Source organism: Aquaspirillum sp. (assembly GCF_055136605.1).
In genome coordinates, this window is sequence record NZ_JBSQVP010000014.1 from 1 (window position 1) to 26,342 (window position 26,342).

General features: G+C 47.7%; 19 protein-coding genes and 1 pseudogene. 7 read left to right on the forward strand and 13 right to left on the reverse strand.

Annotated features, from left to right (window positions below):
• Positions 1-141 precede the first annotated feature (141 nt).
• From ACTBZS_RS03885 to ACTBZS_RS03915, 7 genes are all read right to left on the reverse strand, one after another.
• Positions 142-843 carry a hypothetical protein gene (locus tag ACTBZS_RS03885; protein ID WP_463043324.1) on the reverse strand — a complete coding sequence of 234 codons (702 nt, stop codon included), beginning with the start codon at positions 841-843 and terminating at the stop codon, positions 142-144.
• Positions 836-2,011, reverse strand: coding sequence for an AAA family ATPase (locus ACTBZS_RS03890; RefSeq protein ID WP_463043326.1), 1,176 nt, complete (start codon positions 2,009-2,011; stop codon positions 836-838). The genes ACTBZS_RS03885 and ACTBZS_RS03890 overlap by 8 nt, the downstream gene beginning before the upstream one ends.
• On the reverse strand, positions 2,008-3,516 hold the full coding sequence (locus tag ACTBZS_RS03895; protein ID WP_463043327.1) for a restriction endonuclease subunit S: 1,509 nt from the start codon (positions 3,514-3,516) through the stop codon (positions 2,008-2,010). The genes ACTBZS_RS03890 and ACTBZS_RS03895 overlap by 4 nt, the downstream gene beginning before the upstream one ends.
• Before the next feature lie 21 nt (positions 3,517-3,537).
• Entirely contained in the window at positions 3,538-3,954 is a 417-nt protein-coding gene (locus ACTBZS_RS03900; protein WP_460429720.1) for a GIY-YIG nuclease family protein, read from the reverse strand.
• A gap of 189 nt (positions 3,955-4,143) precedes the next feature.
• Entirely contained in the window at positions 4,144-6,924 is a 2,781-nt protein-coding gene (locus ACTBZS_RS03905; protein ID WP_463043328.1) for a type I restriction endonuclease subunit R, read from the reverse strand.
• 232 nt (positions 6,925-7,156) lie between these two features.
• Complete coding sequence (gene acnB, locus ACTBZS_RS03910; RefSeq protein WP_463043329.1) at positions 7,157-9,754, reverse strand: bifunctional aconitate hydratase 2/2-methylisocitrate dehydratase; 2,598 nt, start codon at positions 9,752-9,754, stop codon at positions 7,157-7,159.
• Positions 9,755-10,006: 252 nt separating this feature from the next.
• Positions 10,007-11,113 (reverse strand): CaiB/BaiF CoA transferase family protein, encoded by a 1,107-nt coding sequence (locus tag ACTBZS_RS03915; RefSeq protein ID WP_463043330.1) that lies wholly within the window; start codon positions 11,111-11,113, stop codon positions 10,007-10,009.
• 127 nt (positions 11,114-11,240) lie between these two features.
• Here ACTBZS_RS03915 and ACTBZS_RS03920 point away from each other — a divergent pair, with 127 nt between their 5' ends.
• The 4 genes from ACTBZS_RS03920 to ACTBZS_RS03935 are packed head-to-tail and all read left to right on the forward strand — an operon-like array spanning position 11,241 to position 15,066.
• The gene (locus ACTBZS_RS03920; RefSeq protein WP_463043331.1) at positions 11,241-11,963 is read left to right on the forward strand and encodes a response regulator; all 723 of its coding nucleotides are present in this window, start codon (positions 11,241-11,243) and stop codon (positions 11,961-11,963) included.
• 15 nt (positions 11,964-11,978) lie between these two features.
• Positions 11,979-13,898, forward strand: coding sequence for an ATP-binding cassette domain-containing protein (locus ACTBZS_RS03925; protein WP_463043332.1), 1,920 nt, complete (start codon positions 11,979-11,981; stop codon positions 13,896-13,898).
• The gene (locus tag ACTBZS_RS03930) at positions 13,865-14,398 is read left to right on the forward strand and encodes a C40 family peptidase (RefSeq protein WP_460429714.1); all 534 of its coding nucleotides are present in this window, start codon (positions 13,865-13,867) and stop codon (positions 14,396-14,398) included. Before ACTBZS_RS03925 ends, ACTBZS_RS03930 begins: the two co-directional genes overlap by 34 nt.
• Positions 14,399-14,412: 14 nt before the next feature.
• Entirely contained in the window at positions 14,413-15,066 is a 654-nt protein-coding gene (locus tag ACTBZS_RS03935; RefSeq protein ID WP_463043333.1) for a hypothetical protein, read from the forward strand.
• On the opposite strand, the gene ribD is transcribed toward ACTBZS_RS03935, so the two are convergent.
• From ribD to glyA, 4 genes are all read right to left on the reverse strand, one after another.
• Complete coding sequence (ribD, locus tag ACTBZS_RS03940; RefSeq protein ID WP_463043334.1) at positions 15,041-16,162, reverse strand: bifunctional diaminohydroxyphosphoribosylaminopyrimidine deaminase/5-amino-6-(5-phosphoribosylamino)uracil reductase RibD; 1,122 nt, start codon at positions 16,160-16,162, stop codon at positions 15,041-15,043. The two genes, ACTBZS_RS03935 and ribD, sit on opposite strands and share 26 nt — an antisense overlap.
• 16 nt (positions 16,163-16,178) lie before the next feature.
• Positions 16,179-18,731 (reverse strand): hypothetical protein, encoded by a 2,553-nt coding sequence (locus tag ACTBZS_RS03945; protein WP_463043335.1) that lies wholly within the window; start codon positions 18,729-18,731, stop codon positions 16,179-16,181.
• 48 nt (positions 18,732-18,779) lie between these two features.
• A complete protein-coding gene (gene nrdR, locus ACTBZS_RS03950; protein WP_460429710.1) occupies positions 18,780-19,235 on the reverse strand; it encodes a transcriptional regulator NrdR in 456 nt (151 codons plus the stop codon).
• Positions 19,236-19,315: 80 nt separating this feature from the next.
• Positions 19,316-20,563, reverse strand: a complete 1,248-nt coding sequence (gene glyA / locus ACTBZS_RS03955; protein ID WP_022653373.1) for a serine hydroxymethyltransferase — start codon at positions 20,561-20,563, stop codon at positions 19,316-19,318.
• A 183-nt stretch (positions 20,564-20,746) separates the two neighbouring features.
• Between glyA and nadB the strand changes: the two genes are divergently transcribed.
• From nadB to ACTBZS_RS03970, 3 genes are read left to right on the forward strand one after another with little or no spacing between them, the layout of a single operon-like run.
• Positions 20,747-22,354, forward strand: coding sequence for an L-aspartate oxidase (nadB, locus tag ACTBZS_RS03960; RefSeq protein WP_460429709.1), 1,608 nt, complete (start codon positions 20,747-20,749; stop codon positions 22,352-22,354).
• A 33-nt stretch (positions 22,355-22,387) separates the two neighbouring features.
• A complete protein-coding gene (locus ACTBZS_RS03965; protein ID WP_463043336.1) occupies positions 22,388-24,067 on the forward strand; it encodes a PHA/PHB synthase family protein in 1,680 nt (559 codons plus the stop codon).
• A 15-nt stretch (positions 24,068-24,082) separates the two neighbouring features.
• A complete protein-coding gene (locus ACTBZS_RS03970) occupies positions 24,083-24,859 on the forward strand; it encodes a gamma-glutamyl-gamma-aminobutyrate hydrolase family protein (RefSeq protein WP_463043337.1) in 777 nt (258 codons plus the stop codon).
• On the opposite strand, the pseudogene ACTBZS_RS03975 reads toward ACTBZS_RS03970, so the two are convergent.
• Positions 24,856-25,623: pseudogene (locus ACTBZS_RS03975) on the reverse strand (enoyl-CoA hydratase); the annotation flags it as partial. The gene ACTBZS_RS03970 and the pseudogene ACTBZS_RS03975 overlap by 4 nt on opposite strands.
• A 100-nt stretch (positions 25,624-25,723) precedes the next feature.
• The gene (gene efp / locus ACTBZS_RS03980; RefSeq protein ID WP_460429706.1) at positions 25,724-26,287 is read right to left on the reverse strand and encodes an elongation factor P; all 564 of its coding nucleotides are present in this window, start codon (positions 26,285-26,287) and stop codon (positions 25,724-25,726) included.
• Positions 26,288-26,342 lie beyond the last annotated feature (55 nt).

Sequence of the window (26,342 nt, forward strand, 5' to 3'; positions counted from 1 at the left end):
GCTACACTCCGCTCGAGGCAATCTACCGCCAACAGTTTACGAGCGGAACATGGCAACAAAAAAACCGATCTTGGTGTCTCAAAAAATTTGACCGTTACATATGGCAGAAGTTCCAGACTTTCTGGACGAGGGAAGAGGTGTTCATAGAGGAAATGCCTGTGCAATTGGTTGTATGCGCTGTTCAAATACGTTGGCTTGAGTGCAGCAATTTTTCACTTGTTGCCATTGTTGGGTAATAGATCCGGCGCGTGCTTGGTATTCACGGCGGGTTTTTCTAATCTTTAGATGCCGTGGCAACTGCGACAATGCCGTTTCAAGACCAAGGTTACATTCAAGGCCTGTGAGCAATGCGTGTCTATTCGGTAATGTTGCAGCCGCCAGCCAAGCATCACTGGATTTTGATGGAATACAAAATAGGCTTTTTGCGCCAGAAGATGTAATTCCCAGCCAACTCAACAACACCTTCTCCAATGCTGCCACAGTATTTGCGGGAGGCGGACATGGTTGCTCACATGGTAAGCCTTGTAGTGCAGCTGCCGCGTGCTCCACTGCTGAACCACAGTCGGCATAATGCTTACCCGCAACATCAGCATCTAAATGGATAATCACTAAATCAAACTGCGACAACGTCGGATCATCCTCAATGCTAGTGGCTCCGCGCAAACGAAAATTCTGACACCACTTAAAGACACCGCACCAGCCGCCGCCCATGTCGGGGCGTGTGGGTTCGGGCTGCAATTGCGTCAGAACAAATGGGCATTTCAGCACAGCTTTGAGCGTGGCTTCGATGATCACGAAATCGGTTATACCCTCGGCAACCAAGGCAATTCTAGGCTCATACATTCGGCACAGCTCCCAGATGGCCCATCAGCCATAGGCGTGACAGCGGGTATTTGTCATTCATGTTTAGTAATTCGTCACTCAGCTCAATACGGCGAATAACGGTATGCCCTTTACTGTTGCGTTCAACAGCAAACAACCTAATCTCTGGGTTGCTTAGATCCAGACCATCCAGTACAGCGGGATTATGTGCGGTAAATAGTAATTGTCTGGATGTGTCAGACTGGAGCAGCCACTTGGCAAGTTTGTCGGTGAGGCGAGTAACAAGCCGTGGATTCAATGCTTGGTCTAGGTTATCGATCGCCAGCATTCGTGGGGAGTGGGGAGACAGGCATAAAATAGCGCAAAACAGCACATACAATGCCCCTTCACTGGCATCGTAAGCCGTCAACGTGTTGCGGCTTTTTCGCATGAAACGGTCGGTAAATTTCAAAACTTCTTTGGTACGGGCGACGGAAGGAGACAGCAAAGCACCCGCAGAGGTTGTGGTTTGAATGTCAGCCACCCAGTCCACCAGCTCAAAAACACTGTCCAACAGTTCTTCATCGTGCTCCAGAATGGTTTTTCGGAACTCAGCAAAGGCTTCTGCCAATCGGCCACCCGATAAACCGAGCGGGGCGCGTGATTGCGAGTCACTAACCATTGCGCGCAAAGTGGGTGTATTGGGTGAGTAAATCGCAAAATTTTGCAAAGTTTGCATCAAAACGGCGGCGGGGCTATTTTTGTTCACTTCAACCAGTTTCAATGCTGCGAGTCCCGCCGTCGGGGTCAAGTTGCGTTTGCTGCGTACACCGTCAGAAATGATTTTCTCTGTGCCGGAGGTCAGTCGTTCGGTTTTGAACGACCAAGCGGGTTCTGGGTTTTCCAACGGGTTGAGCAGAGAAACACGATAGCTAGCATTTTCACTTTGAGCCTGCAAGCCAATTTGCACTGGCACATTCACAGATTCAAATGAGGTTTTGTAAAGGCGTGGCATTCCTGCCCTGACACCACGACGCAACAATGATTCATCGTCAACACGGCCATTGGCTGCGGCACTCAGCACGCCAATGGCCTCTAACACATTGCTTTTGCCCACACCATTGGCACCGATGAAGCAGTTGACCCGTCCCAATTCAAGGGTTTGGGACACAATGGATTTGAAGCCATCAATTTGAATAGATCGAATCACTGAACACTCCCATCGTTGTTCGGGTTCTTTGCCTTTCTGGGACTCCGCCGCTTCTTCTCCCCCAGCGCCGCCCGTTCAGCGCGGATGCGCTCTAACAGCACACTGGCCGGTTCGTCGTTCGGGTCTTGTGGTACGAGTTGGCCGGAGAAGGCAGCGCGCAGGATGTTTTGGCGTTGGGCGGCGGATTGTTTGAGGGAGAGTTCGATTGCTGTGCTTTGCTGTTGCACAGCATCCATTGCAGTCTGTAATAGATTAACGATTTCTTTTTGCTCGTCGATTGGCGGTAGAGGAAATGCCAGTTCAGCGAATCGCCCCGCACCGAGGTGAGCAATATTTGTTGTGATTTTGGCGATCTTCCTGAATTTGCCTGAGTGCATGTAGTGAAGGAAAACCGCTATTGCGTATTCAGAGAGCACACCGCTTTCGGCTTGGAAACGAACCAATGTATTTGTAAAACAAACACGGGGGAGCTCACCACGATAGATTGCTGGACGCCCGACCAACTCTAGGCTTTGTCCTTCGTTCAGTAAAATGTCCCCAGAACTGAGCAGAAAGGAGGCTTCATCTTCCTTAGAAAAGTGCATCTCCATAACGTCTGAAATATCAATGCGTTCTTCAAACACGTTTGCCACTCTCAGATACGGCACCATATTTGCGCCGCTGTGGAATTGCGGCGCTCTTTGCCGACCAAGTTGCACCTCTCCTGCTTGATCGACTCGAGCCCACACCCACCCCTCTGGCAGTTCCGGCAAATCGGTTGTATCTGGTTGCACTGGCTCGGGGTATTTCTTCTGCCAATCCTTGGGCGGGGTTTTGCCTTGTTCTTTGAATTTGGCTAATTGCTTGGTTTCCCAACGGGCGCGGCGCTCGGTCAGGATACGTTCGAGCAATTTCGCGCCGGTTTCCGATGGCTTGTTGTTTGCTCGCCATTCGGCAGTCAACGCACCTTCGACAGCGGCTTTTAGCAATGATTGGCGGTATTGCTTGAGTTTTTTCTGTGCTGCTTTGAGCTCGGCTACGCCGGCATCGAGGTCGGATAACAGTTCTTCGAGTTTCGCGACGATGCGGGTTTGTTCGGAGGTGGGGGGTAATGAAAAAGGAATTTTTGCTAATACCACGGGATCAATGTGCGGGATGCCGACGCCTTTGGTGCGAGTATTCAGATACCCATAATTCGAGTGAACAAAATAATAAAGAAATGAAGGCTCTACTAAGTCAGATGTCAATCGAGCAAGTGTTGATCCGATAAAGCCGCCGATTCCTCTGCCAGCTAAACCTGCTCTCGCACCGTCCCACACCAATAAAGTATCCGATGGCTGGCAGCATGGTACGTTCTGTTCTGGTGCGTACTCCTCAACCTGTTTGGTTTCAAAAGCTGATATGTTGATATAAGGCACCAACCGATTTTCACCCTTGGATCCTAGACCAATCGGCTTCTTCCCCTTCTGGATTTGCAGTGCATCACCTAGGGCTATTTGCATCCATCCATTTGGCAATTCACTCACGCCACCAACTCCCTATTCATTTCACTCATCAACATGGTTAATTCCTTGCGATTCATTTAGATGGCTCCCTTCGACTTCGCTCAGGGAGCGGTTAGGTGCAATGCCCCCCGCTGGCTGAGCGCAGTCGAAGCCAGCACTATCAGCTTTCAAATACGAACTCTCGTTTCTACAGGCTGCCAGTTGATGCAGTCGGTCAAAATCCCTCGCCATCAACGCTTCCTTTTTCTTTCTACTCCACCCCTGTATTTGTTTTTCACGAAAAAATGCCTCGTCAATTCGTGAATACTCTTCAAAATACAACAATTCAACTGGCAGTCTTTTGGCCGTATGACGAGCTCCTAAACCTTGCTGGTGCTCCCAAAGACGTTTCTCAATATTCCAAGTACTTCCGGTGTAATAACTGCCATCAGCACAACGCAAGATGTACATATAAGGCATGAAATTTCTTCTCTTTATTAGATACTACCTTCGACTTCGATAATTGCTCCCTTCGACTTCGCTCAGGGAGCAGTTAGGTGTAACACCCCCGCTGGCTGAGCGCAGTCGAAGCCAGCACTATCAAAGCCAAAACAACCAACCCACTGACTCCCCTCGACTTCGCTCAGGGAGCGGTTAGGTACAATTTCATTACGCCACCAACTCCATATTCATTTCATTCATCAAAGTGTCCAACTCCTTGCCAAACAAGCCCCAAGCTTTTTGCAATCCACCCTTGTCGGCCAATTCAGCATAATCAAAATCATCACGGCTAATACTACAACTGCTGGCAATGTGCTCTTTCATCAGCCGCAGCCATTCCGTTTGCTCCGGCGTAAAGGCCGTGCCGCGCTGGGCGTTGTGACGGAAAATCCAAGTTTGAAAACGCTTATCCACTTCTTCAGCAAACGGTTTAAGCTCACCATCCAAGCCCAAAGCAAAACGCACAAGCGACACCAAATCAGTAAGCTGGCGCTTACGGTCAGCGCCTTTTACAGCCGCATTCTGCACACGGGCATAAGCACTCCACAGTCGCTCGGTCGTCAACATCAACGGCGGTTTACTCAAATGATCGTACAACTCTTCAAGCATATCGAAGGTAAGTGCACGGCGCTGGTAAGGCTGTTGATAAAAAAATCCCAGTGCAGTGATTTCATCTTTATGCGCGGCAATGTAATCCGCAAAGCTTTGAATCGTTGCTTTGGCTTGTGCTTCAGCATCTGCTGAAAAACCACTGAAAATAACCTGATCAAGGTTGATATGGTCGATAATTTGCTCTCGCTCACGGCGCGCATTCTCAATTTCATCACGCAGCGCGGGATTATCAAAAGGCGCACAAGCAGTGGCCACGCGCGCGGCACGAGCAGCTTCTATTTCTTCTGGCAAGAGGCTTTCTTCTGAACGAACCATACCTTTGGCTTTTGCAGTTGCCAGTGCCGTTTGCACAATGGCATCAGGGTCAACCGCTGTTATCAGCGTTTTACCAAGTTCTCCGACTGGAATACCCCCACTGGCTTTTTCAATCCGTACCTGAGCTTTATCATCCAGTTGTTTAGCCAACCGTACCAAACGATTCGCAAGAGAAAGCACAGTATCCTCATCACGGCTACCCATCGCCACGCCTTGCAATAGGTCTTTTAACGCTACTGTAGGTTTCTTTTCCAAAGGGCGGCTTTCGGTTTTCAGCGACTTTTCGACACCGACAGCATCAATTAACACAAAGCGCGTCTTATCACCGTCAGCGGATTGACTCACCCGTTTAAGACTTTCACCATTCAAACTACGTACGCCTCGGCCTTTCATTTGTTCGTAGTAACCTTTAGAGCGCACATCACGCATAAACAGCAGCACTTCCAACGGTTTCACATCGGTGCCGGTGGCGATCATATCCACGGTAACAGCGATGCGCGGATTGTAGTCGTTGCGAAAACTGGAAAGGATACTGTCGGCGTCTTCATCGGCGCGGTAAGTCACTTTTTTACAGAAAGCATTTCCTTGTCCGTAAACTTCGCGCACGATATTGATGATGTCATCAGCGTGGCTGTCGGTTTTCGCGAAAATTAGGGTCTTGGGCGTTTCTTTGCGAGATGGAAAAATTTGTGTTTCCACCGCTGTTTTCATTGCTGAAATCACTTGGCGAATTTGGCTCACATTGACGACAGATTTATCCAACGCCTTGCCACTGTAAGCAATGTCTTCTTCTGTCTCCGCCCAACGCTTTTTGCGAGTGGCCCGATCACGATGATCTACCCATTGTTTAGCTTTGACTTCCGCGCCTTTTTGGGTGATTTCTGTTTCAATGGTATAAACGTCATAGCCGACGTTGACACCATCAGCAACAGACTGTTCGTAAGTATATTCAGCAACAATATTCTCATTGAAAAAGCCGAAGGTGCGTTTATCCGGCGTGGCGGTTAGACCAATTAAACTGGCATCGAAATAATCCAGCACTTGTTTCCACAGGTTGTAGATACTGCGGTGACATTCATCAATGATAATAAAATCAAAGGTTTCCACCGGCACAGTGGGGTTGTAACGCACAAATTTTTCTTGCTTGGCCGTTTGTTGAATTTCGTTGAGGGATATTTCTTCTGCCGATTCATCAATCGGCTCGCCGCTCAGAATCGAATACATCCGCTGGATGGTACTAATACACACCTGTGAATGTGGGTCGATATTTGGTGAAGTAAGACGTTGCACATTATAAAGTTCAGTAAACTTACGAGCATCATCGGGAGGGGTATAAGCCATGAACTCTTGATGTGCTTGTTTACCAAGGTTGCGAGTATCCACTAAAAACAGAATACGTTTAGCACCGCCAAATTTGAGGAGGCGGTAAACCGATGTGATTGCTGTAAAGGTTTTACCTGCACCCGTCGCCATGTGTACTAAGGCACGTGGCTTGTTCTGCGCCAGTGATTTTTCAAGGCCAGTCACAGCATTAATCTGACAATCACGTAAATTTTGGTTTGGTAACGCAGGCATTTGCTTAGCTAAACGCTGACGTAAGGTGTCTGGCTGAGCTAACCATGTAGCCAGTGTTTCTGGTTTGAAAAAGTGGAAGATTTCGCGTGAACGTGGATGTGGGTCGGCACCATCGGTAAAACGGATAATTTGGCCAGTGGCCTCGAATAGAAAACGCAAAGGGGTGTTGTCTTTGCGCCATTTCAGATTTGACGTAGCATAACGATGTGTTTGTTCTTCAACGACGGTCAAATTTTCGCCAACGCTATCTCTCTTGGCTTCAATCACACCAACGGCTTCACGATTAACAAACAAAACATAATCCGCCGGCCCTGTGTTAGTGGGATATTCGCGCACCGCAACGCCCACCGCCGCACCAAGATTGAGTTGTTTCATATCCTGGATAATCCAGCCGGCTTGTTCAAGTTTTTGGTCAATCTGTAAACGTGCTGTAACTTCCTTTGCCATTTTTGCGTCCTCTAATTCGATATTGTGGTTATTTTCTGTTTCAGCATGAAACAGTGACCCAGTTAAGCAATTTTTACCTGTATTCAAAATAGTGAAATTATATCCCGAACATATTCTATGTCAGTAATTTATTAGAAAGAATGTAAATGATTGATTAACTTGGCTTCAAAATGAGAAATGGCCTCGGATAATTCCGAGGCCATTCTTAACACACTATCTGAATTGTAAGGACTTACATTTCTACAGTGTCAGCCACTTCTTGGAATGCTTCAATCTGGTTGAAGTTCATGTAGCGGTAGATTTCGGATGCTTTCGCATTCACAACCGCCACTTGTGCCAGATATTCTTCTGTTGTTGGGATTTTGCCCATCAAGGCACAAATTGCTGCCAACTCGGCGGAACCCAAGTAAACGCGGGTGTCGAGACCCAAACGGTTCGGGAAGTTACGAGTCGAGGTCGACATGGCGGTCGAGCCTTTGCGGATTTGTGCTTGGTTACCCATACACAGCGAACAACCAGGCATTTCCAAACGTGCGCCGGAACGACCAAGGATACCGTAGTAACCTTCTTCATTCAGGATCATTGCATCCATCTTGGTTGGTGGTGCAATCCACAGACGAGTTGGGATGTCCGATTTGCCTTCCAGTACTTTACCCGCTGCGCGGAAGTGACCAATGTTGGTCATGCAAGAACCGATGAACACTTCATCAATCTTGTCGCCAGCCACTTCGGACAACGATTTCACATCATCAGGATCGTTCGGGCAAGCAACGATAGGCTCTTTGATGTCAGCCAGATCAATTTCAATCACAGCAGCGTAATCGGCATCGGCATCTGGAGACAACAATTCGCCATTTGCAATCCACTCTTCCATCGCTTTAATACGACGGCGCAGGGTGCGTGCATCTTCGTAGCCATTTGCAATCATCCACTTCATCAGCGTGATGTTGGATTGCATGTACTCAACGATAGGCGCTTTGTTCAGATGCACTGTACAACCAGCAGCAGAACGCTCAGCGGAGGCATCAGACAGCTCGAATGCTTGTTCCACTTTCAGGTCTGGCAAACCTTCGATTTCCAAGATGCGACCGGAGAAGATGTTTTTCTTACCTTTCTTCTCAACAGTCAACAGACCTTGGCGAATTGCGTACAACGGAATTGCATTTACCAGATCACGCAAGGTGATACCTGGCTGCATTTCGCCTTTGAAGCGAACCAACACAGACTCAGGCATATCCAATGGCATCACACCAGTTGCAGCGGCAAACGCCACCAAACCGGAACCCGCTGGGAAAGAAATACCGATTGGGAAACGGGTATGGGAGTCACCACCGGTACCCACTGTGTCAGGCAACAACAGACGGTTTAACCAAGAGTGAATCACACCATCACCTGGACGCAGCGACACACCACCACGGGTCGAGATGAATGCAGGCAATTCTTTGTGCATCTTCACGTCAACCAGCTTCGGATAAGCAGCAGTATGACAGAAAGATTGCATCACCAAGTCGGCGGAGAAGCCCAAACAGGCCAAGTCTTTCAACTCGTCACGAGTCATTGGGCCGGTGGTATCTTGCGAACCAACGGTGGTCATGCGTGGCTCACAGTAAGTCCCTGGACGAACGCCTTGACCTTCTGGCAAGCCACAAGCGCGACCAACCATTTTTTGAGCTAACGAGAAACCTTTGCCGCTATCTTCCGGTGCCACAGGCAGGCGGAACAGGGTCGAAGCTGGCAAGCCCAGTGCTTCGCGTGCTTTTGCCGTCAAACCACGACCGATAATCAGAGGAATACGGCCACCGGCGCGCACTTCATCCAAAATCACTGGGGTTTTCAGTTGTGCTTCAGCAATCACTTCGCCGTTTTTCAGCGCAGTCACTTTGGCAGTCGCGGAATCGATGTTCAGTTCGATTTCATCGCCCATGTCCATTTGGGACACGTCCAGCTCGATTGGCAATGCACCAGCATCTTCCATGGTGTTAAAGAAGATCGGAGCAATTTTGCTACCCAAGCACACGCCACCAAAACGCTTGTTCGGTACGAAAGGAATGTCTTCGCCGGTGAACCACAACACAGAGTTGGTTGCTGATTTACGGGAAGAGCCAGTACCAACCACATCACCCACATAAGCCACCAAATTGCCTTTGGCTTTGAGGTTTTCTAATTGTTGCACTGGACCACGCACACCCGCTTCTTCTGGTTCGATACCAGGACGTGGGTTTTTCAGCATGGCTAAAGCGTGCAATGGGATGTCTGGACGGGACCAAGCATCAGGTGCTGGCGACAGGTCATCAGTATTGGTTTCACCCGATACTTTGAACACGGTCAGTTTTTGTGTAGCTGGCACTTCTGGGCGGCTGGTGAACCACTCGGCATCGGCCCAAGATTGCAACACAGCTTTGGCGTTGGTGTTGCCTTTGTCGGCCAATTCTTTCACGTCATGGAAAGCATCGAACACCAACAAGGTTTTTTTCAGGCCATCAGCAGCAATCGCACCAACGGCTTCATCAGCCAACAGGTCGATCAATGGTTTGACGTTGTAGCCACCCAACATAGTGCCTAACAACTCGGTGGCTTTTTCGCGGGAAATCAGGGGAGAAGTCACAGAACCTTCTGCAACTGCAGCCAAGAAAGAGGCCTTCACTTTAGCCGCATCATCCACACCAGCAGGCACACGGTGGGTGATCAACTCAACCAGAGTGGCCTCTTCACCAGCAGGAGGATTTTTTAATAATTCGACCAGCGATTCGGTCTGTTTTGCATTTAATGGCAGGGGGGGAATACCTTGAGCAGCACGTTCAGCGACATGGGCACGATAAGCTTCTAACACGGCTTGAATCCTCTCTCTCGAATATAGATATAGCGTCGCTTTTGGGATAACACTTCGCCCGACCGTACGCTGCGAATAAGAGATGCGCCGGCGAAAACGTTCGGGCTGCAAAAAGCTTGCTTATTCTATACGGATGTGGTCCCGCTGTGAAGAAAAGCGTAGGTACTTTGCTAAAAAAGCAGAAAATTGCGAGCCCCTTGCAGATTCCGTACCTGTGGTTATTGCATTAACGCAATGTTGCAAAAGTTTCGCTTAGTCATGGTGTTGTTGCCAATCCGCCAAAATAGATTGCCAAGGTTGTGGCGATGCAGGTGATTGTGGCAAAGGCAGTTGTGGATATTGGCTAAATCGTGGAGCGGGTGCTGCTTGCGCGATGCCATTGACCGAAACGAAAGTCCCTCGCGATTGATTGTGGCTATTTTGAACGGCCTCGGCGGTATTAAGCACCGGCGAAACACAGGCATCCGTTCCCTGAAAAATCTCCCACCATTCATCGCGGGTCTTTTGTAAAAACACCGCAGCCATTTTCTCTTTTAAGCGTGGCCAAGCGTCACGGTTCCATTGTTGTTCAAAATCGGGGTCGTCAATGCCTAACTTTTGTAATAACAACGCATAGAACTGCGGTTCAATCGCCCCGACCGCCACATATTCACCATCCGCACAACGATAAGTGTCATAAAAATGTGCCCCGCCATCCAACAGATTGCTGCCACGCATCGGCTGCCATTGTTGCATTGCCATAAGCGTGTGCATCATGGTCATAAGAGTGGCACAACCATCTGTCATCGCTGCATCAACCACTTGGCCTTGCCCAGTCCGTTTTGCGTCAAGCAGTGCAGCTAGCACACCAAAGGCGAGAAACATCGCCCCGCCGCCGCAATCAGCGACTAAATTCAGCGGCACCACCGGCTTACCACCATGCTCACCGATGGCATGTAACGCACCAGATAACGATAAATAGTTGATGTCATGTCCGGCGGCGTGGGATAACGCGCCATGCTGCCCCCAACCGGTCATACGGCCATACACCAGTTTTGGATTTTTCTCTAAGCACACCGCAGGCCCTAGCCCTAAACGTTCCATTACCCCGGGTCGGAAACCTTCGATCAAGGCATCGGCTTGGGTAATAAACTCTAGCGCTGTATTTAACCCATCTTGAGATTTCAGATCTAACGTAATCACGCGGCGGTTGCGGTTTAGGATGTCTAATTTTGGATCAAATAGTGCGCCAATATGTTGATTAGCACGCTCAATTCTCACCACATCCGCACCAAGATCAGCTAAAAGCATGGTCGCCATCGGTGCAGGCCCGAGGGCTGCAAACTCAACAACACGAATACCAGTTAGGGGGCCCATCATGTTCTCCTCATTTTTCTGTTTTTTTGATGTTTTTTTGGCATGCTAACTGCAAATAGTGGGCTAAGTGAAGTCCTGACAAGGTTTTTCATTTTTGCAACGCAGCGTTCATAGACATATTCGCGTATGATTGGCGGCCATTCTTCCCTTTGCTTCTTTCCTTCGTTTTATGGATGTTTTCCCTTCTGTAACAGTGCCCTGCCACACCGCTAAAACCACAACCAACGTTTTGATTGCAGACGATCATTTACTGGTTCGAGTTGGTATCACTGCGCTGTTGCAACAATTAGATGAGTTCACCATCTGTGGCGAAGCCTCAAATGGAGCAGAGGCCATTACACAGATTGAAATGCTCAATCCAGATATTGTGTTAATGGATGTGTTAATGCCGGGCATGACAGGCTTATCGGCCGTGCAACACATTAAACAATGTACGACGCATGCGACCTTAAAAATTGTCATGTTATCCAGCGTAGAAGCACCAGAAACGGTGATTGCGGCACTCAACATGGGCGTGGATGGCTATTTGTTAAAAGATTGCCTATTAGCGGAACTGGAACAGGCGCTTTATACAGTCAAGCAAGGGCAACGTTATTTAAGTCCTAAAATTGCGGATTTATCAACACAGCCCCATGCAGAAAAAGAATCCGCACATTTCGTGCTCACATCTCAACAGCAAAAAGTCTTAACTGCTATTGCTCAGGGACTCTCGGCAAAACAAATTGCCAAAAACCTAGAAATTAGCCCGAAAACCGTTGAGTTTCATCGCAATAAAATTGCCCAAAAATTGGGATGTCGTGATCTTGCTGGTTTAGTGAAAGCCGCAGTCAAAATGGGCTTGGTGTCTATTTAATTTTTTGAGAATCAAATGGCTATCTTATCAATTGAAAAAGCAAGCTTGGCTTTTGGCCATCATCCTCTATTGGATGAAGTCAGTTTTAGTTTAGAACAAAGTGATAAAGTCGGTTTAATTGGCCGTAATGGTGCGGGCAAATCTTCTTTATTAAAAGCAGTTGCGGGAACGGTTCATCTTGACGATGGTCGGATTGTCTTTCAAGACAACATCAAGACGGCGTGGGTTCCGCAAGAACCAGAGTTTGACCTTAACCATACGGTATTTGAAGCTGTTGCAGAGGGATTAGGTGAGTTAAAAAACTTATTAACCGAATACCATCAATTAACCAAATTGCTACACGATCCTCAACAAGATCACGACGATTTGTTAGAAAAACTTCACCACTTGCAACATGAACTTGAAATTCGTCAAGGGTGGCAGTTTGAAAATATGATTGAAAATACCCTTCAGCGTTTAGGCTTAGATGCAGATGCACTGATCAGTTCTTTATCCGGAGGTTGGAAAAAGCGGGTTGCATTAGCGAGAGCTCTAGTCAGTAATCCTGATTTATTATTATTAGATGAACCAACCAACCACCTTGATGTTAATGCAATTGAATGGCTAGAAGAACTGTTAGCACAGTTTAAAGGTACCTTGTTATTTATTACCCACGATCGTACTTTTTTAGATCATGTGGCCAATCGTATTGTTGAGTTAGATCGCGGTTTTGTTCGTAATTATCCGGGTAATTTTGCTGCTTACCAACAGAGAAAAGCACAAGAACTGACCATTGAGTCTATCCATAATCGTAAGTTTGATAAATTTTGGAAACAAGAAGAAGTCTGGATTCGAAAAGGTATTGAAGCTAGACGAACTCGTAATGAAGGACGAGTTCGCCGTTTAGAAGAACTGCGCCGACAACGCGCTGCGCGCCGAGAGGTACAAGGACGTGTTAACTTATCTGTTTCTATTTCAGAAAAAAGTTCCCAGTTAATTGCTGAATTAGAGCAAGTTTCTAAATCATTCGGCGATAAAAAGCTGATTGATCGTTTTTCAACCAGAATTATGCGCGGTGATAAAATTGGTTTAGTTGGGCCAAATGGTGCTGGTAAAACCACGCTGCTTAAATTGATTCTCGGTGAAATTCAACCAGACAGTGGCACAATCAAACAAGGCGCACGACAAGAAATTGCCTATTTTGATCAATTCCGTACTCAATTAGATGAAGATGCCACGTTGATTGATGTCATCAGCCAAGGCAGTGAATTTATTGATTTACCAACTGGTCGTAAGCATGTGATGAGCTATTTAGAGGATTTTTTATTCCCTCCTGCTCGCGCTCGTAGCCCTGTCCGGTCTTTATCCGGTGGTGAACGCAACCGCCTATTATTAGCTCGACTTTTTACAAAGCCAGCTAATATTCTTGTTTTAGATGAACCCACTAACGATTTAGATATTGATACGCTTGATTTGTTAGAGCAATTATTAAGTGATTATCAAGGTACGCTGTTCTTGGTTAGCCATGACCGCGCCTTTTTAGATAATGTCGTGACACAGGTGATTGCTTTTGAAGGTGAAGGCAAGTTAATTGAATCGCCTGGTGGGTGGTCTGATTGGCAGAATCTTAAGAAAAACCTCAACTTGACTGTGCCCCCTGCTAAGAAGGCACCCGAAGCCACAGTAAAAACCGAAAAAACGGAACGGGTTAAGGAAAGAAAAAACAAACTCACTTATAATGAAAACAAAGAGTTGACGCAATTGCCAGAGGAAATTTCACAGCTTGAAGCCGAACAAGCCGAATTACAAAACCGTTTACTAGACCCTAACGTCTATCGCCAACAAATTGAACAGGTTAAACAGTGGCAACAAAGGATAGACGAAATTGATCTATTGTTAATGGAGAAATTAGAAAGATGGGAATGGCTAGAAAACAAACGCAGCTTATCACAGTAGCCATCATGGCTTTAGTGCTTGCCGCTTGTAGTTCAACACCGACTAAAACCAGCGGTAAAAAGCCACCAACTAAAATCACCAAAACAAAGCCTAATTTAAGTTTGGCTAATATTGAAGCTTCTGGTGATAGCAGAGAAATTGTGATGTATGCCTTAGGGCTATTAGACGTGGGCTATCAATTTGGTGGCAAAAATCCAGAAGCAGGTTTAGATTGCAGTGGCATGGCAGCTTTTATTTATAAAAATGCTGTCGGTGTTTCTTTGCCGCATAATGCGGCAGAAATTGCAGCAAGAACACGCCAGATTTCACGCGAAAAATTAAGAGCTGGCGATATGGTTTTCTTTAATACCATGAATCGCCCTTATTCGCACATGGGTATCTATATTGGTGATGGCAAGTTTATTCATGCTCCACGCACAAACAGCACGATTCGAGTGGAAAGTTTACAAAACAGTTACTTTGCCGCCCGTTTTGACGGGGCAAGAACAATTTTCGATTAGAAAGGGATAAAATGATGTCTCGTCGTCGTTGGTTATCTGTGTTGTTGGTGAGTGGATTAGGCTTATTATCAACCCAATTAACACAAGCACAAGAACAAGACCAAATCATTGCCTTTTATCTTAAGATGAAGGAATTTGCTTCAAAACTGCCGGGGTTAAATCGGGAAGGGGTGGTTTTACCTAAAAACCTTATTTTGCAGAGACTGCAAAACAGTGTAAAAAGTGAATCACTTATTATCGAAGATATTCAGTTAACACCAGAAAAAGGCATTGTATTTTTGCGAAGCGACAAAGGCATCGCTGCAAAACATCAGCTGGAGTTTCAATTTTTGCCGGTAGATTGGCCGAATCGCACAGTGCATATTTCTTTTAAGCAATCGTCGCAAGCAGTATCAGAAAATGCCCTCGTGCGCATTTTAGGCAATATGGCGATTGGTGCGGTGAGTCTTGCAACGGGCGATCAAGTGATGCGAGATTTAGTTGAGAAAATGTCTTATGCGCGGATACAAGGGCAGGTACTATCGATTCGTTTAGACCAAGTGCCTTCCCTTGCTCCGACATTAAATAGCCAGTTATTTGGCTATAATGCTTTTGATTATGTTGGGATCAGTGAATTAAAAACTGGGCAAGATGCCATTTATGTTAAATTGGCAATGCGGAAGCCGTAGCCGGTGTTAAAGTCAACCGTAAATCTTGACCCAATGCACGAATATCATTCACTGTAAAACGATATTGTTGGGTCAGCGTAGTAAGCTCAATGCCAGCAAAAAGACCTTGTGCGCTGTCGCCCAAAAAGGTTGGTGCCAGATATAACACGACCTCATCAATCAAACCCGACTGCAATAAAACTGCATTAAGCATTGCCCCCGCTTCAACCATGACTTCATTCATTCCCTCGGCAGCCAAATGCGTTAGCACTTGAGATAAATCGACATGGGATGCTGCAATTGCCGGTAATGCAATGACTTTCACACCTTGATTGCCAAATGTTTGTTGTTGGGCTGGTGTTTGATTGGTGGTGTAGAGATAAGTTTGTGCAACGTCTTGTTGTTGATAGATTTTTGCTGTTGCAGCGGTTTTTAGCTTGCTATCAATGACGACCCTTTTAGGTTGTCTTATTGTTTCAAAATTTCTGACCGTTAATTGCGGATCGTCTGCAATCACAGTACCGCTGCCCGTCATAATGGCGCAATGGCGAGCGCGTAATTGATGCACATCTTGCCGCGCCGCTGGGCCAGTAATCCACTGACTTTCACCATTTTTTAATGCCGTTTTGCCGTCTAAACTGGCCGCAATCTTGAGCGTCACCCACGGTTTTTTTCTGGTCATGCGTGAGATAAAGCCACGGTTGAGTTGCATCGCGGGTGCTTGTAACACACCCACGGCAACCTCAATCCCTGCCGCCGCTAAACGCGCTAAACCTTGTCCCGCTACCAGTGGATTGGGGTCGGTCATCGCGGCCACCACACGCTTGACCCCAGCCGTGATAAGCGCATCAGCACACGGCGGAGTTCGGCCAAAGTGACTACATGGCTCTAACGTGACATAAGCGGTTGCGCCTTGTGCTAAGTCGGCAGCCATTCGTAGCGCATGCACTTCGGCATGAGGCGTCCCAGCTTGGTGATGCCATCCCTCGCCAACACACACACCATCACGCACAATGACACAACCCACGCGGGGATTCGGTGAGGTGGTGTAGATCCCTCGCTCGGCGAGTTGCAATGCCTTTGCCATCCATTTTTCATCGACATCAACGAATGCCATCACATTTTCACCTAGTTTAATTGGTCATGGTGCAATCTAAATGCTCACCTAAATAAGCAATCACAATTTGCTCATGGTCTTGTTCAACTTCAAAATACAAACGTAAATAGCTGTTCAAGCTCAAATGTTTTTGAAATAAACGCTTTTGTCCTTTGAAAAAAAACTCACGTTGTTCACGCATTCTTTTATCGTTTTTTACAGTATCTGATTCTCGCGCACTATAACTTTGTCCAAAGACATTACGTGCCACATTATCACCACCGGCCAGATAATTGGGCAAATACTCCAACGCTAATTTTAGCAAAGACTGCATCAAATCCTGTGGGCTATACTCGTTACGCATGTAATTTCTTGCGCTATGGCGGGCACTGTCTAAGACCAATAATTTATTTTCACAAAACCGACTGGCTGCATCTAATACCGCCTCTGGGCTTTTATCTGAGCCTAACATTCTGACTAAGCCACTGGCCAAATCAGCCAACGTATTTCCCCCCGGCAGCGTTAAACAAGCAGGGCGGGTTTGCTCAAGTTTGCGGCATTCGCTACGCAATTTCGCTTCAGTTTCTAGCCAATGCCGCTTTTGTTTTTCATATCCTTCAATCGAACGATTGAGGTCATGAATCACTTTATTGGCTTTATCTAATTTTTTCTGAACTTTACGCACTTGCTCTTGGCTATTAGCAGCATTATCCGGTTCAGCAAGTTCGGTGATTTCATTTTCAATGGGTGCCAATGTTTGCAGTGGAAATTGCAACGGTAATTGCACAATTTTTGCTGTTAAATCAGCCAGCGTGTGTGCCCATTGTTGTTGGCGATGATCGGTAATATGGCACAGATGTTGAAAATCTTGGTTGGCCTGTTCAAGTACCGCTTGTAACTGTTCAAGCGAAGGCAATTGCTGCTGTTGCACACGCGCTTGATAATGTTGTTGCCATTGTTGTAATGCACCACGCAATGCGCTGGACAGTTCTGGCCTCGCCAATAAATCGCGTAATTGCTGTTCACTATGCGCTTGATTATCAACGGTTTGTAATTCAGGGAAAAAGGTGCTCAACACGGTTTGACTATGTTCATGTAAAGCAGCCAACGTGGTTTTCAGCTGATTTTTTCTGCGTTCATCCGCTTGGGCATCGTTTTCTTCTGCCGTCAGCTGTTGCAAAGTGTCTAATTTTTCGTGCCATTGTTGTTGCCATTGTGCAAAGCTATGCGCTTGTTTCAAACCAATATAGGCCTGTGCTTGTAACAGCTGCTGCATCAATTGTGTAATCGCGCTGTGGTGTTGATGCTCAGGCAGCAATTTGGTTTGTAAACCAATCAACCCCGCCAAACTTTGCTTTTGCAATGCCAACGTCAAACTTTGTTGTGACCAATCCGAGCAAAAATCGACCACGGCTTGTTGAATGGTCAACACCGCCAATTCTGTCATCCGCAAAACAGGGGTGGCCAGTGCTGTTGCTTCAGTTTGGCCGATGGTGATTTGAATGTCATCCGGCGCAATGGCAAACAGTTGGGCAAATTCCACCTCTTCAGCCAAACGCTGCGGCAGTAATTCAGCAAAAGTTTCCGCTAAATGACACACCGCAAAAGAGAAGTAATCGAATAGCGAGGGTAAAAGCGGTTGATCAGTTTGGCTATCAGGAAATAAGGCTTGTTGCAGATAGGCACGTTGGAAACCACCGATTGCACTTGGGAACAGATTGCTGTCGATTTCTAAACAGCAAGCCTCTTCTCCGTGCTCAAAACGCGCTTGTTGTGCGGGATGCAGCGGGGCAAAGTGAAACAATTCAGTGGGATAGACGAGATTATCGCGATACGCTTTTGCAATCTCTTGTGCCTCAGCATACGGCACACCCCATTCGGTTAATAAAATATGTTCGGTGACACCAGACGAGCCATGTGGGGCACATAAGAGTAATAGCGCCCATAAGGCATCAAGGGTGGCGGATTTTTCATCGGTGCAACGTGATGACCAATTTTGTAGGACATCAACGATTTTTTGCAAAGCAAAAATGGCGTAAGGCCAATCGAGGGAATAGCTGTTCAGTAATTCTTGATCAAATTGCTTTCCACCCCACAGCTGGGTTTGATTATGCAAACTTAACCAAATCTCCATGCCTTGCAAGGCGGTGGTTTGCTCTGCCAGTGGTAATGTGGTCGGGATATCGAGGTAGCGCAGCAACATGCGATGTGGTAGTAACAGCGTATTTGGCTGCTTACCTTTTCCTGCATTCTTATCGCCAGCTTCAACGCTAAATTGAGCGCGGTGCACAAAAGCCAGCTCTTTGTGCATATATGACACATACACTGCGGCATGGCGGAAACGGTGTTGATTGTTACGCTCGGCGAGTTTACCGCGCAGTAAGGCCGCTAATGGACTTTGCTCCAGTGCTTTTTCAATACCGGGACAGGTTTGTTCAAGGCGCGTTGCCTCGATATCAAAGCTATCACACAGCGATCGAAAACCCTCTGCCCCTTGTTCGGCCAAACTGCGAGGCATTCCGCGCACATCGTGAACCAGTAATTGCTTACTTAATGTTTTCACTATTTTTATTTTAGGCGGGGGAGGCATACCAATATCCATTGCAAGAAAAAATAAACACACACATAGCCGTCTTGGCTATGCACCACGCGATAATTCTTCTATCGCCTCGGAGAACTCTGAGACATCCTCAAAACTTCGATACACCGAAGCAAATCGCACATAGGCGACTTTATCTAAACGCCCCAATTCTTTCATCACCATCTCACCAATTAAGCGCGATGTCACCTCGCGTGCGCCGCTGGCCAGTAATTTTTGTTGAATGCGGCGCACTGCCTCATCGACCGATTCAGTGGAAACCGGCCGTTTATGTAACGCACGCGAAAAACTGACTCGCAATTTTTCTTCTGAAAAATCGGCACGATGACCACCTTGTTTCACCACTTGTGGCATACGCACTTCGGCAGTTTCAAATGTGGTAAAACGCTTCTCACACGCTAAACATCGACGGCGACGGCGAATAGCGTCTTTTTCTTCGGTCACACGCGAATCAATCACGTGTGTTTCAAGGTGTCCGCAGAACGGGCATTTCATGACGGCGATTTACCCTAATCAAAAAACAGCAAAAGCGGCGGACTCACGCCCGCCGCTTTTTAATCAGTCAATCTGACAAATTAACGGGCATAGACAGGGAAACGACGGCACAACGCTGTCGCTTGTTCTGCCACCCGCGCAGCAACCGCTGCATCTTCCGGCGCATCCAACACATCCGCCACTAAATTCGCTACCAAGATGGCTTCTTCTTCTTTGAAACCACGGGTGGTAATCGCAGGCGAGCCAATCCGAATACCCGAGGTCACAAATGGGCTTTCTGGATCGTTTGGAATCGAATTTTTATTGACGGTGATATGAGCGCGATTCAGCGCAGCATCAGCCGCTTTACCGGTCAGGCCTTTTGGACGCAAATCGACTAAGAACACATGCGATTCAGTGCGACCCGACACAATACGCAGGCCACGGCTGGCCAATGTGTTCGCCATTGCTGCAGCATTTTTCAGCACTTGTTCTTGATAGGCTTTGAATTCAGGTTGCAGTGCTTCTTTAAACGCAATCGCTTTACCGGCGATAACGTGCATCAATGGACCACCCTGTAGAGTTGGGAACACATTGGAATTCAATGATTTTTCGTACTCAGCCTTCGCCAAAATAATCCCACCGCGTGGGCCACGCAGGGTTTTATGGGTGGTAGAGGTGACAAAATCGGCATGTGGCACAGGGTTAGGATACACACCGGCGGCAATCAAACCAGCATAGTGTGCCATGTCAACCATGAAGTAAGCGCCGACTTTTTTGGCAATCTGTCCCATGCGTTCAAAATCAAAACGCAAGGCATACGCAGATGCACCACCAATAATCAGTTTTGGTTTGGTTTCTGTGGCGACACGTTCCATGTCGTCGTAGTCGATTTCTTCGTTTTCGTTCAAACCGTAGGCAACGATGTTGAATAATTTGCCAGATAGGTTAGCCGGGCTACCGTGGGTCAAATGTCCACCATGACCCAAGTTCATGCCCATCACGGTGTCACCGGGTTTGAGGATGGAGAAATAGACCGCTTGGTTGGCTTGTGAGCCAGAATGCGGTTGGACGTTGGCGTATTCTGCACCAAACAGTTGTTTGACGCGGTCAATCGCCAGTTGTTCTACCACATCCACATGGTCACAACCACCGTAGAAGCGTTTGCCCGGATAGCCTTCGGCGTATTTGTTGGTCAGTTGTGAGCCTTGGGCTTCCATCACCGCAGGGCTGGTGTAGTTTTCTGAAGCGATCAGTTCGATGTGGTCTTCTTGACGCTGGACTTCTGCCTCGATTGCTGCGGCAAGCTCAGGATCATATTGTGCAATGGTTTGGTCGGCTGCGAACATGGGTCTTTTCCAAGCAAAAAGAGATAAAAACGCCGCCGATTTTACCAGACTTGCCGCCGCTGCGCCCGTTTGCCCCCTGAATCGTTTTCATGTACTCGATTGGTGGTGCGAATCGTGCGCCATCTTGCACTGCATCAGCGTACAATGCCTCGGGTGTGCTTTTTCATTTTGCAAACAAACACCATGCATTCATTTGACGTTCTGATTATTGGTAGTGGGCTGGCGGGAATGACGTTAGCGCTGCATTTAGCCGAAACACGGCGCGTAGCGTTGGTCACCAAACGCAGTTTATTGGAAGGCAGTTCTTCGTGGGCGCAAGGTGGCATTGCGGCAGTATTAGATACTGATGACTCAGTTGAAGACCACATCGGCGACACCCTGATTGCAGGCGCTGGTTTGTGCAACCCCGATACCACCCGCTTCATTGTCGAAAACTCCAAATCCGCCATTGATTGGCTGATCTCACTTGGCGTTCCCTTTACTCGCGATGCCGACAGCGAAGTCAGTAGCTATCGTGGTTTCCACCTCACCCGCGAAGGGGGACACAGCCACCGCCGGATTATTCATGCTGCCGATGCCACTGGCGCGGCGGTTACCTCAACCTTAGGGCAAAAAATCAAAGCCCATCCCAACATCAGCCTATTTGAACACCATCTGGCGATTGACTTAATCACCGCTCGCCGTTTAGGACTCAAAGGAAAACGCTGCTTTGGGGCGTATGTGTTAGACAAACACACCGATAAAGTCATCACCTTATCGGCGGCGCATACCGTATTAGCCACCGGCGGCGCTGGCAAAGTCTATCTCTACACGACCAACCCCGACACCGCGACCGGTGATGGCATTGCCATGGGCTGGCGTGCGGGTTGTCGTGTCGGAAACATGGAATTTATCCAATTCCATCCGACCTGCCTCTACCATCCTCATGCAAAATCGTTTTTGATTTCCGAAGCCGTGCGCGGCGAAGGCGGTATTTTACGGCTGCCAGATGGCACCCGCTTTATGACCGCCCACGATGAACGGGCAGAGTTGGCACCGCGTGATGTGGTGGCGCGTGCGATTGATTTTGAAATGAAAAAACACGGTCTTGACTGTGTTTATCTGGATATTTCTTACAAACCAGAAAGCTTTATCCGCGAACATTTCCCCACCATCCACGCCCATTGCTTGAGTTTAGGCATTGATATTTGCAAAGAGCCAATTCCGGTTGTCCCTGCGGCACACTATACCTGCGGTGGTTTAATCACCGATTTGCAAGGCCGTACCGATGTCGAAAGCCTATATGCCGTCGGTGAAGTGTCGTGCACTGGCTTACATGGCGCCAATCGTTTAGCGTCTAACTCATTATTAGAATGTATGGTCATTGGCCGCGCCGCCGCCAGCGCCATCCTCGCCTCTGGGCCGACCTTAATTCCAACGATTCCCGATTGGGACAACAGCCGCGTGACCGACCCCGATGAAGAAGTGGTAATTTCACATAATTGGGATGAACTGCGGCGCTGTATGTGGGATTATGTCGGTATCGTGCGAACAACGAAAAGACTCGAGCGCGCATTACATCGTATTGAATTATTGCGGACAGAAATCACGGAATATTACCGTCACTTCCATGTCTCGAATGATTTAATCGAATTGCGTAATTTGGTCGATACCGCAGCGTTAATCGTACGTTCTGCCATGCAACGGCACGAAAGCCGTGGCCTGCACTTTAGCCGCGACTATCCCGATTTGTTACCGGAAGCAGAAGAAACCATTCTTGCTGGCCGAGCCGATCATGTCCCGATTGCATAGCGGACTTTCATTTATTTGGGAAGGAAAACGGCGATGATTCAAACAATGAGCACTTCGTGGCAACAACAATTCGACCCGTTCGGCCTACAGGCGATTACCCGCAAGGCGGCACTGGCATGGTGGAAACACCCCGATGAACTGGCAGCGAGTTGGCAAGAATGGTGGCAACAAGTCGGTAAATTAAACAGCTATGCCGCAGCACGTTGTCTCGGCACAGAATTACCGCCGGTTTGTCCACCCCAAGCCGAAGATGAACGCTTTAAAGATCCAGCGTGGCAAGAGCTAGGCTGGGATTTGTTAAAGCAATGGTATCTATTAAACACCCATTGGCTGCAAGATGCGCTCTATCGCACCCCAGAGTTAAGCGATAAAGAACGCAGCCGCAGCGCGTTTTGGCTGCGGCAGGGGTTAAATGCGCTTGCCCCCAACAATTTTTTCCTCACTAACCCAGTGGCGCAGCGCAAAGCACAGGAAAGCGGCGGTAAAAGTTTAAGCGAAGGCTGGCGTAATTTCTTACGCGATGCTGCACGCGGTGATATTGCCATGACCGATTTAAGTGCTTTCCAAGTCGGGAAAAATTTGGCTACCACACCGGGGGCAGTGGTATATCGTGGGCGGTTATTGGAAGTCATCCACTACGAGGCCACCACGCCTACGGTAAAACAAATCCCTGTGGTCATCGTATCGCCGTGGATTAACAAATACTATGTTTTAGACTTAGACAATAAAAAGAGTCTGATTCAGTATTTAGTCAGTCAAGGATTTTCCGTCTTTGTGACCAGTTGGAAAAACCCCGGCCCCGACGATAAAGAAGTCGGATTTGATAACTACATCACCGAGGGCATCGACCGCATTGTGCAGGTGGCCAAAGACATTCAGCAAAGTGAACAAGTGTTGCTCACTGGCTATTGCATTGGTGGCACGCTGACTACGGTGTATTTGGCGTGGTTGGCAGCACAAAAACGCGGAGATGAAGTTGCCGGTGCAACCTTATTAACCACCCTGACTGATTTCTCCCGTCCGGGTGATATTGAAGTTTTCTTAGATGAAGAAGGGCTGTCTTTTGTCGAGCGTAAAATGCAGGCAAAAGGTTATTTAGATGGTAAAGACATGGCGGCCAGTTTCCGCATGTTGCGGGCAAATAGTTTGATTTGGAACTATTGGGTCGAAAACTATTTATTTGGTGAAACACCACAGCCCTTTGATATTTTGTATTGGAATATGGACAGCACACGGATGCCGTGTGCCATGCATTCTTTTTATCTGCGCGAGTTCTATCTCCACAACAAATTGACGCAACCGAATGCCCTGACGATTGCGGGGCAAAAGATTGATTTACGCAAAATCAAAACACCGTTGTTTATGGTATCGGCGGAAGAAGACCATATTGCGCCGTGGAAACAAACTTGGCATCTCACAGAACATACCCCTCATGCACCAGTCAAATTTACTTTGTCGTCTTCGGGGCATATTCTGGGTATTGTGAATCCACCTAAACCCAACTCGAAACGGCGCTATTGGCAAGGCGATGTCAAAGCAGGTGAACCTCATCCGACATGGTTTGCGCGACAAGAACCAGTTAATGGTTCATGGTGGCCATCGTGGGTGAATTGGATGAACGGCAAAGCAGAAACCGACATCAGCCCACAACTGAGCTCTAATCGTTACCCTGCCATTTGCCCTGCACCCGGACGCTATGTGTTAGAACACTAACAGGAGCCACCCATCATGGGCTACAAGACATTGAAAATTGGGATGTCAGCACGTTTATATCATCCAGAGGCGGGTAAAACCGGCTTGATGAGTAAGAGTTTGCAATATCTTGAACAATCGGTAGCCCATTGGGTGATGTCGCGCAATGTGATGGTGTTAATGGTGCCGTCTATTTTGCATGACAGCCCCATGTTACGAAGCAATATCAGACTGTCAGACTATGCCGAATTTTTGGATGGTTTGGTGTTACAGGGTGGCGCGGATGTCAGCCCACACACCTATCATGAGGAAGCCATCGATCCGCGTTGGCAAGGCGATGCGGTACGGGATGCTTATGAGATGGAGTTACTGCATGAATTTGTCGAGGCAGGTAAACCGGTGTTGGGGATTTGTCGTGGGATGCAGCTAATTAACGTGGCCTATGGTGGGACGTTATACCAAGATATTCCAACACAATTACCACAAAGCCTAGCACACGAAACCCCAGCGTATGACCACCATCACCACACCATTAGTTTTCAAGGCAATGGCCGCTTGGCGGCCTGTATGGGACAGGTCAGCGGCGAGGTCATTTCCATTCATCATCAAGCAGTTAAGCAATTAGGGCGCGAGATAGAGATTGAAGCGACATCAGCCGATGGCGTAGTGGAAGCGATTTCGCGCAAAGGCCGCAGCTTTGTTTGCGGCGTGCAATGGCACCCAGAGTTTCACGTCTACCACGGCAATCGAGGATTACTCGATTGCACGCCAATGTTAGAAGCTTTTCTCGACGCCGCACGCCGTGCTCGTTAGCTGCGTTTTGGCCGCTTTTCGACAAAGGCGGTAATGCCTTCTTTGGTATCAGGATAGAAAAAGTTTTCTGCCATGATCGCAGCAGCCGTTTGGTAGGCGGTGGCCAAATCTTGTTCAATTTGTTGGTAAAAACCGCGTTTACCAATCGCAATCGCGGCGGCTGATTTAGCGGCGATATTCTGTGCAAGGGTTAGGGTTGTTTGATCGAGCTGGTCAGCAGGCACAACTCGATTGAGCAATCCCCATGCTAAGGCGGTTTCTGCATCAATAAATTCGCCGGTAAACAACATTTCTAAAGCACGTTTACGACCAATATTGCGTGACAAAGCCACCGCAGGAGTCGAGCAGAATAAATCCAGTGTAATGCCTGATACGGCAAACCGTGTATGCTCTGCTGCCACCGCCAAATCACATGCAGCAATCAACTGACACCCTGCCGCAGTCGCCAAACCTTGAACCTTGGCAATCACGGGTTGAGGCAGTTGTGTGAGCTGTAACATCACCGCGCTACATTGTTGGAATAGATCAAGGCAGGTATTTTGATCAGGAAAAGCACACATTTCCTTCAAATCATGCCCAGCACAAAACGCTTTTCCTTCTGCTGTTAACACAATGACTTTGATGTTTTTATTATTTTGAATTTCGGTTAATTGCGTTTGCAGTTCAGTTAACACCTCACACGATAAGGCATTGAATTGCTGTGGGCGGTTGAGTGTTAGGGTGCAAATCCCATCTTGCTCGTGACGCAATACAAAAGACATGCGATTTCTCCTCTTGTTATTCGCTTAGCGAAAACAGAGGATAACAAAAAACGCCACAACAAAGCGTGGCGTTTTAAACGGAGACTTCGCGACAAGGTCACGATTAAGCACGTTTTTTGAATTCACCGGTACGGGTGTCGATCTCGATTTTGTCACCGATTTCCACAAAAGCGGCCACCGGCAATTCAAAGGTCGTCCCTTTCAAGCGAGCAGGCTTCATCACTTTGCCGGAGGTATCACCACGCACGGCAGGTTCGGTGTATTCCACTTCGCGCACGATGGTGTTTGGCAATTCGACAGAGATGGCTTTACCGTCGTAGAAAGTCACTTCGCACTGGTCTTCCATGCCATCAACAATGTAGTTGATCGCATCACCGAGGTTGTCTGCTTCCACTTCATATTGGTTGTATTCAGTGTCCATGAACACATACATTGGATCGGCATAGTAAGAGTAGGTGCACTCTTTCTTATCCAAAATCACCACGTCAAACTTTTCATCGGCTTTGTAAACCGATTCAGTACCCGAGCCGGACAATAAGTTTTTCAGTTTCATTTTCACCACGGCAGCGTTACGACCGGATTTGTTGTATTCGGTCTTCTGCACCACCATAGGTTCGCCACCAATCATAATCACATTACCGGCGCGAACTTCTTGTGCTGTTTTCATGTTGTTTCCTATCGATATCAAGAACAAAACGCGGGACGCCCGCTATCAAGCGGGC

Excerpts from the sequence above, each read along its gene's own strand:
- ACTBZS_RS03885 (WP_463043324.1), bottom strand. The coding sequence starts at position 843 with ATGTATGAGCCTAGAATTGCCTTGGTTGCCGAGGGTATAACCGATTTC.
- ACTBZS_RS03900 (WP_460429720.1), bottom strand. The coding sequence starts at position 3,954 with ATGCCTTATATGTACATCTTGCGTTGTGCTGATGGCAGTTATTACACC.
- ACTBZS_RS03905 (WP_463043328.1), bottom strand. The coding sequence starts at position 6,924 with ATGGCAAAGGAAGTTACAGCACGTTTACAGATTGACCAAAAACTTGAA.
- ACTBZS_RS03915 (WP_463043330.1), bottom strand. The coding sequence starts at position 11,113 with ATGATGGGCCCCCTAACTGGTATTCGTGTTGTTGAGTTTGCAGCCCTC.
- ACTBZS_RS03925 (WP_463043332.1), top strand. The coding sequence starts at position 11,979 with ATGGCTATCTTATCAATTGAAAAAGCAAGCTTGGCTTTTGGCCATCAT.
- ACTBZS_RS03930 (WP_460429714.1), top strand. The coding sequence starts at position 13,865 with ATGGCTAGAAAACAAACGCAGCTTATCACAGTAGCCATCATGGCTTTA.
- ACTBZS_RS03935 (WP_463043333.1), top strand. The coding sequence starts at position 14,413 with ATGTCTCGTCGTCGTTGGTTATCTGTGTTGTTGGTGAGTGGATTAGGC.
- ribD (WP_463043334.1), bottom strand. The coding sequence starts at position 16,162 with ATGGCATTCGTTGATGTCGATGAAAAATGGATGGCAAAGGCATTGCAA.
- ACTBZS_RS03945 (WP_463043335.1), bottom strand. The coding sequence starts at position 18,731 with ATGCCTCCCCCGCCTAAAATAAAAATAGTGAAAACATTAAGTAAGCAA.
- nrdR (WP_460429710.1), bottom strand. The coding sequence starts at position 19,235 with ATGAAATGCCCGTTCTGCGGACACCTTGAAACACACGTGATTGATTCG.
- glyA (WP_022653373.1), bottom strand. The coding sequence starts at position 20,563 with ATGTTCGCAGCCGACCAAACCATTGCACAATATGATCCTGAGCTTGCC.
- nadB (WP_460429709.1), top strand. The coding sequence starts at position 20,747 with ATGCATTCATTTGACGTTCTGATTATTGGTAGTGGGCTGGCGGGAATG.
- ACTBZS_RS03965 (WP_463043336.1), top strand. The coding sequence starts at position 22,388 with ATGATTCAAACAATGAGCACTTCGTGGCAACAACAATTCGACCCGTTC.
- ACTBZS_RS03970 (WP_463043337.1), top strand. The coding sequence starts at position 24,083 with ATGGGCTACAAGACATTGAAAATTGGGATGTCAGCACGTTTATATCAT.
- efp (WP_460429706.1), bottom strand. The coding sequence starts at position 26,287 with ATGAAAACAGCACAAGAAGTTCGCGCCGGTAATGTGATTATGATTGGT.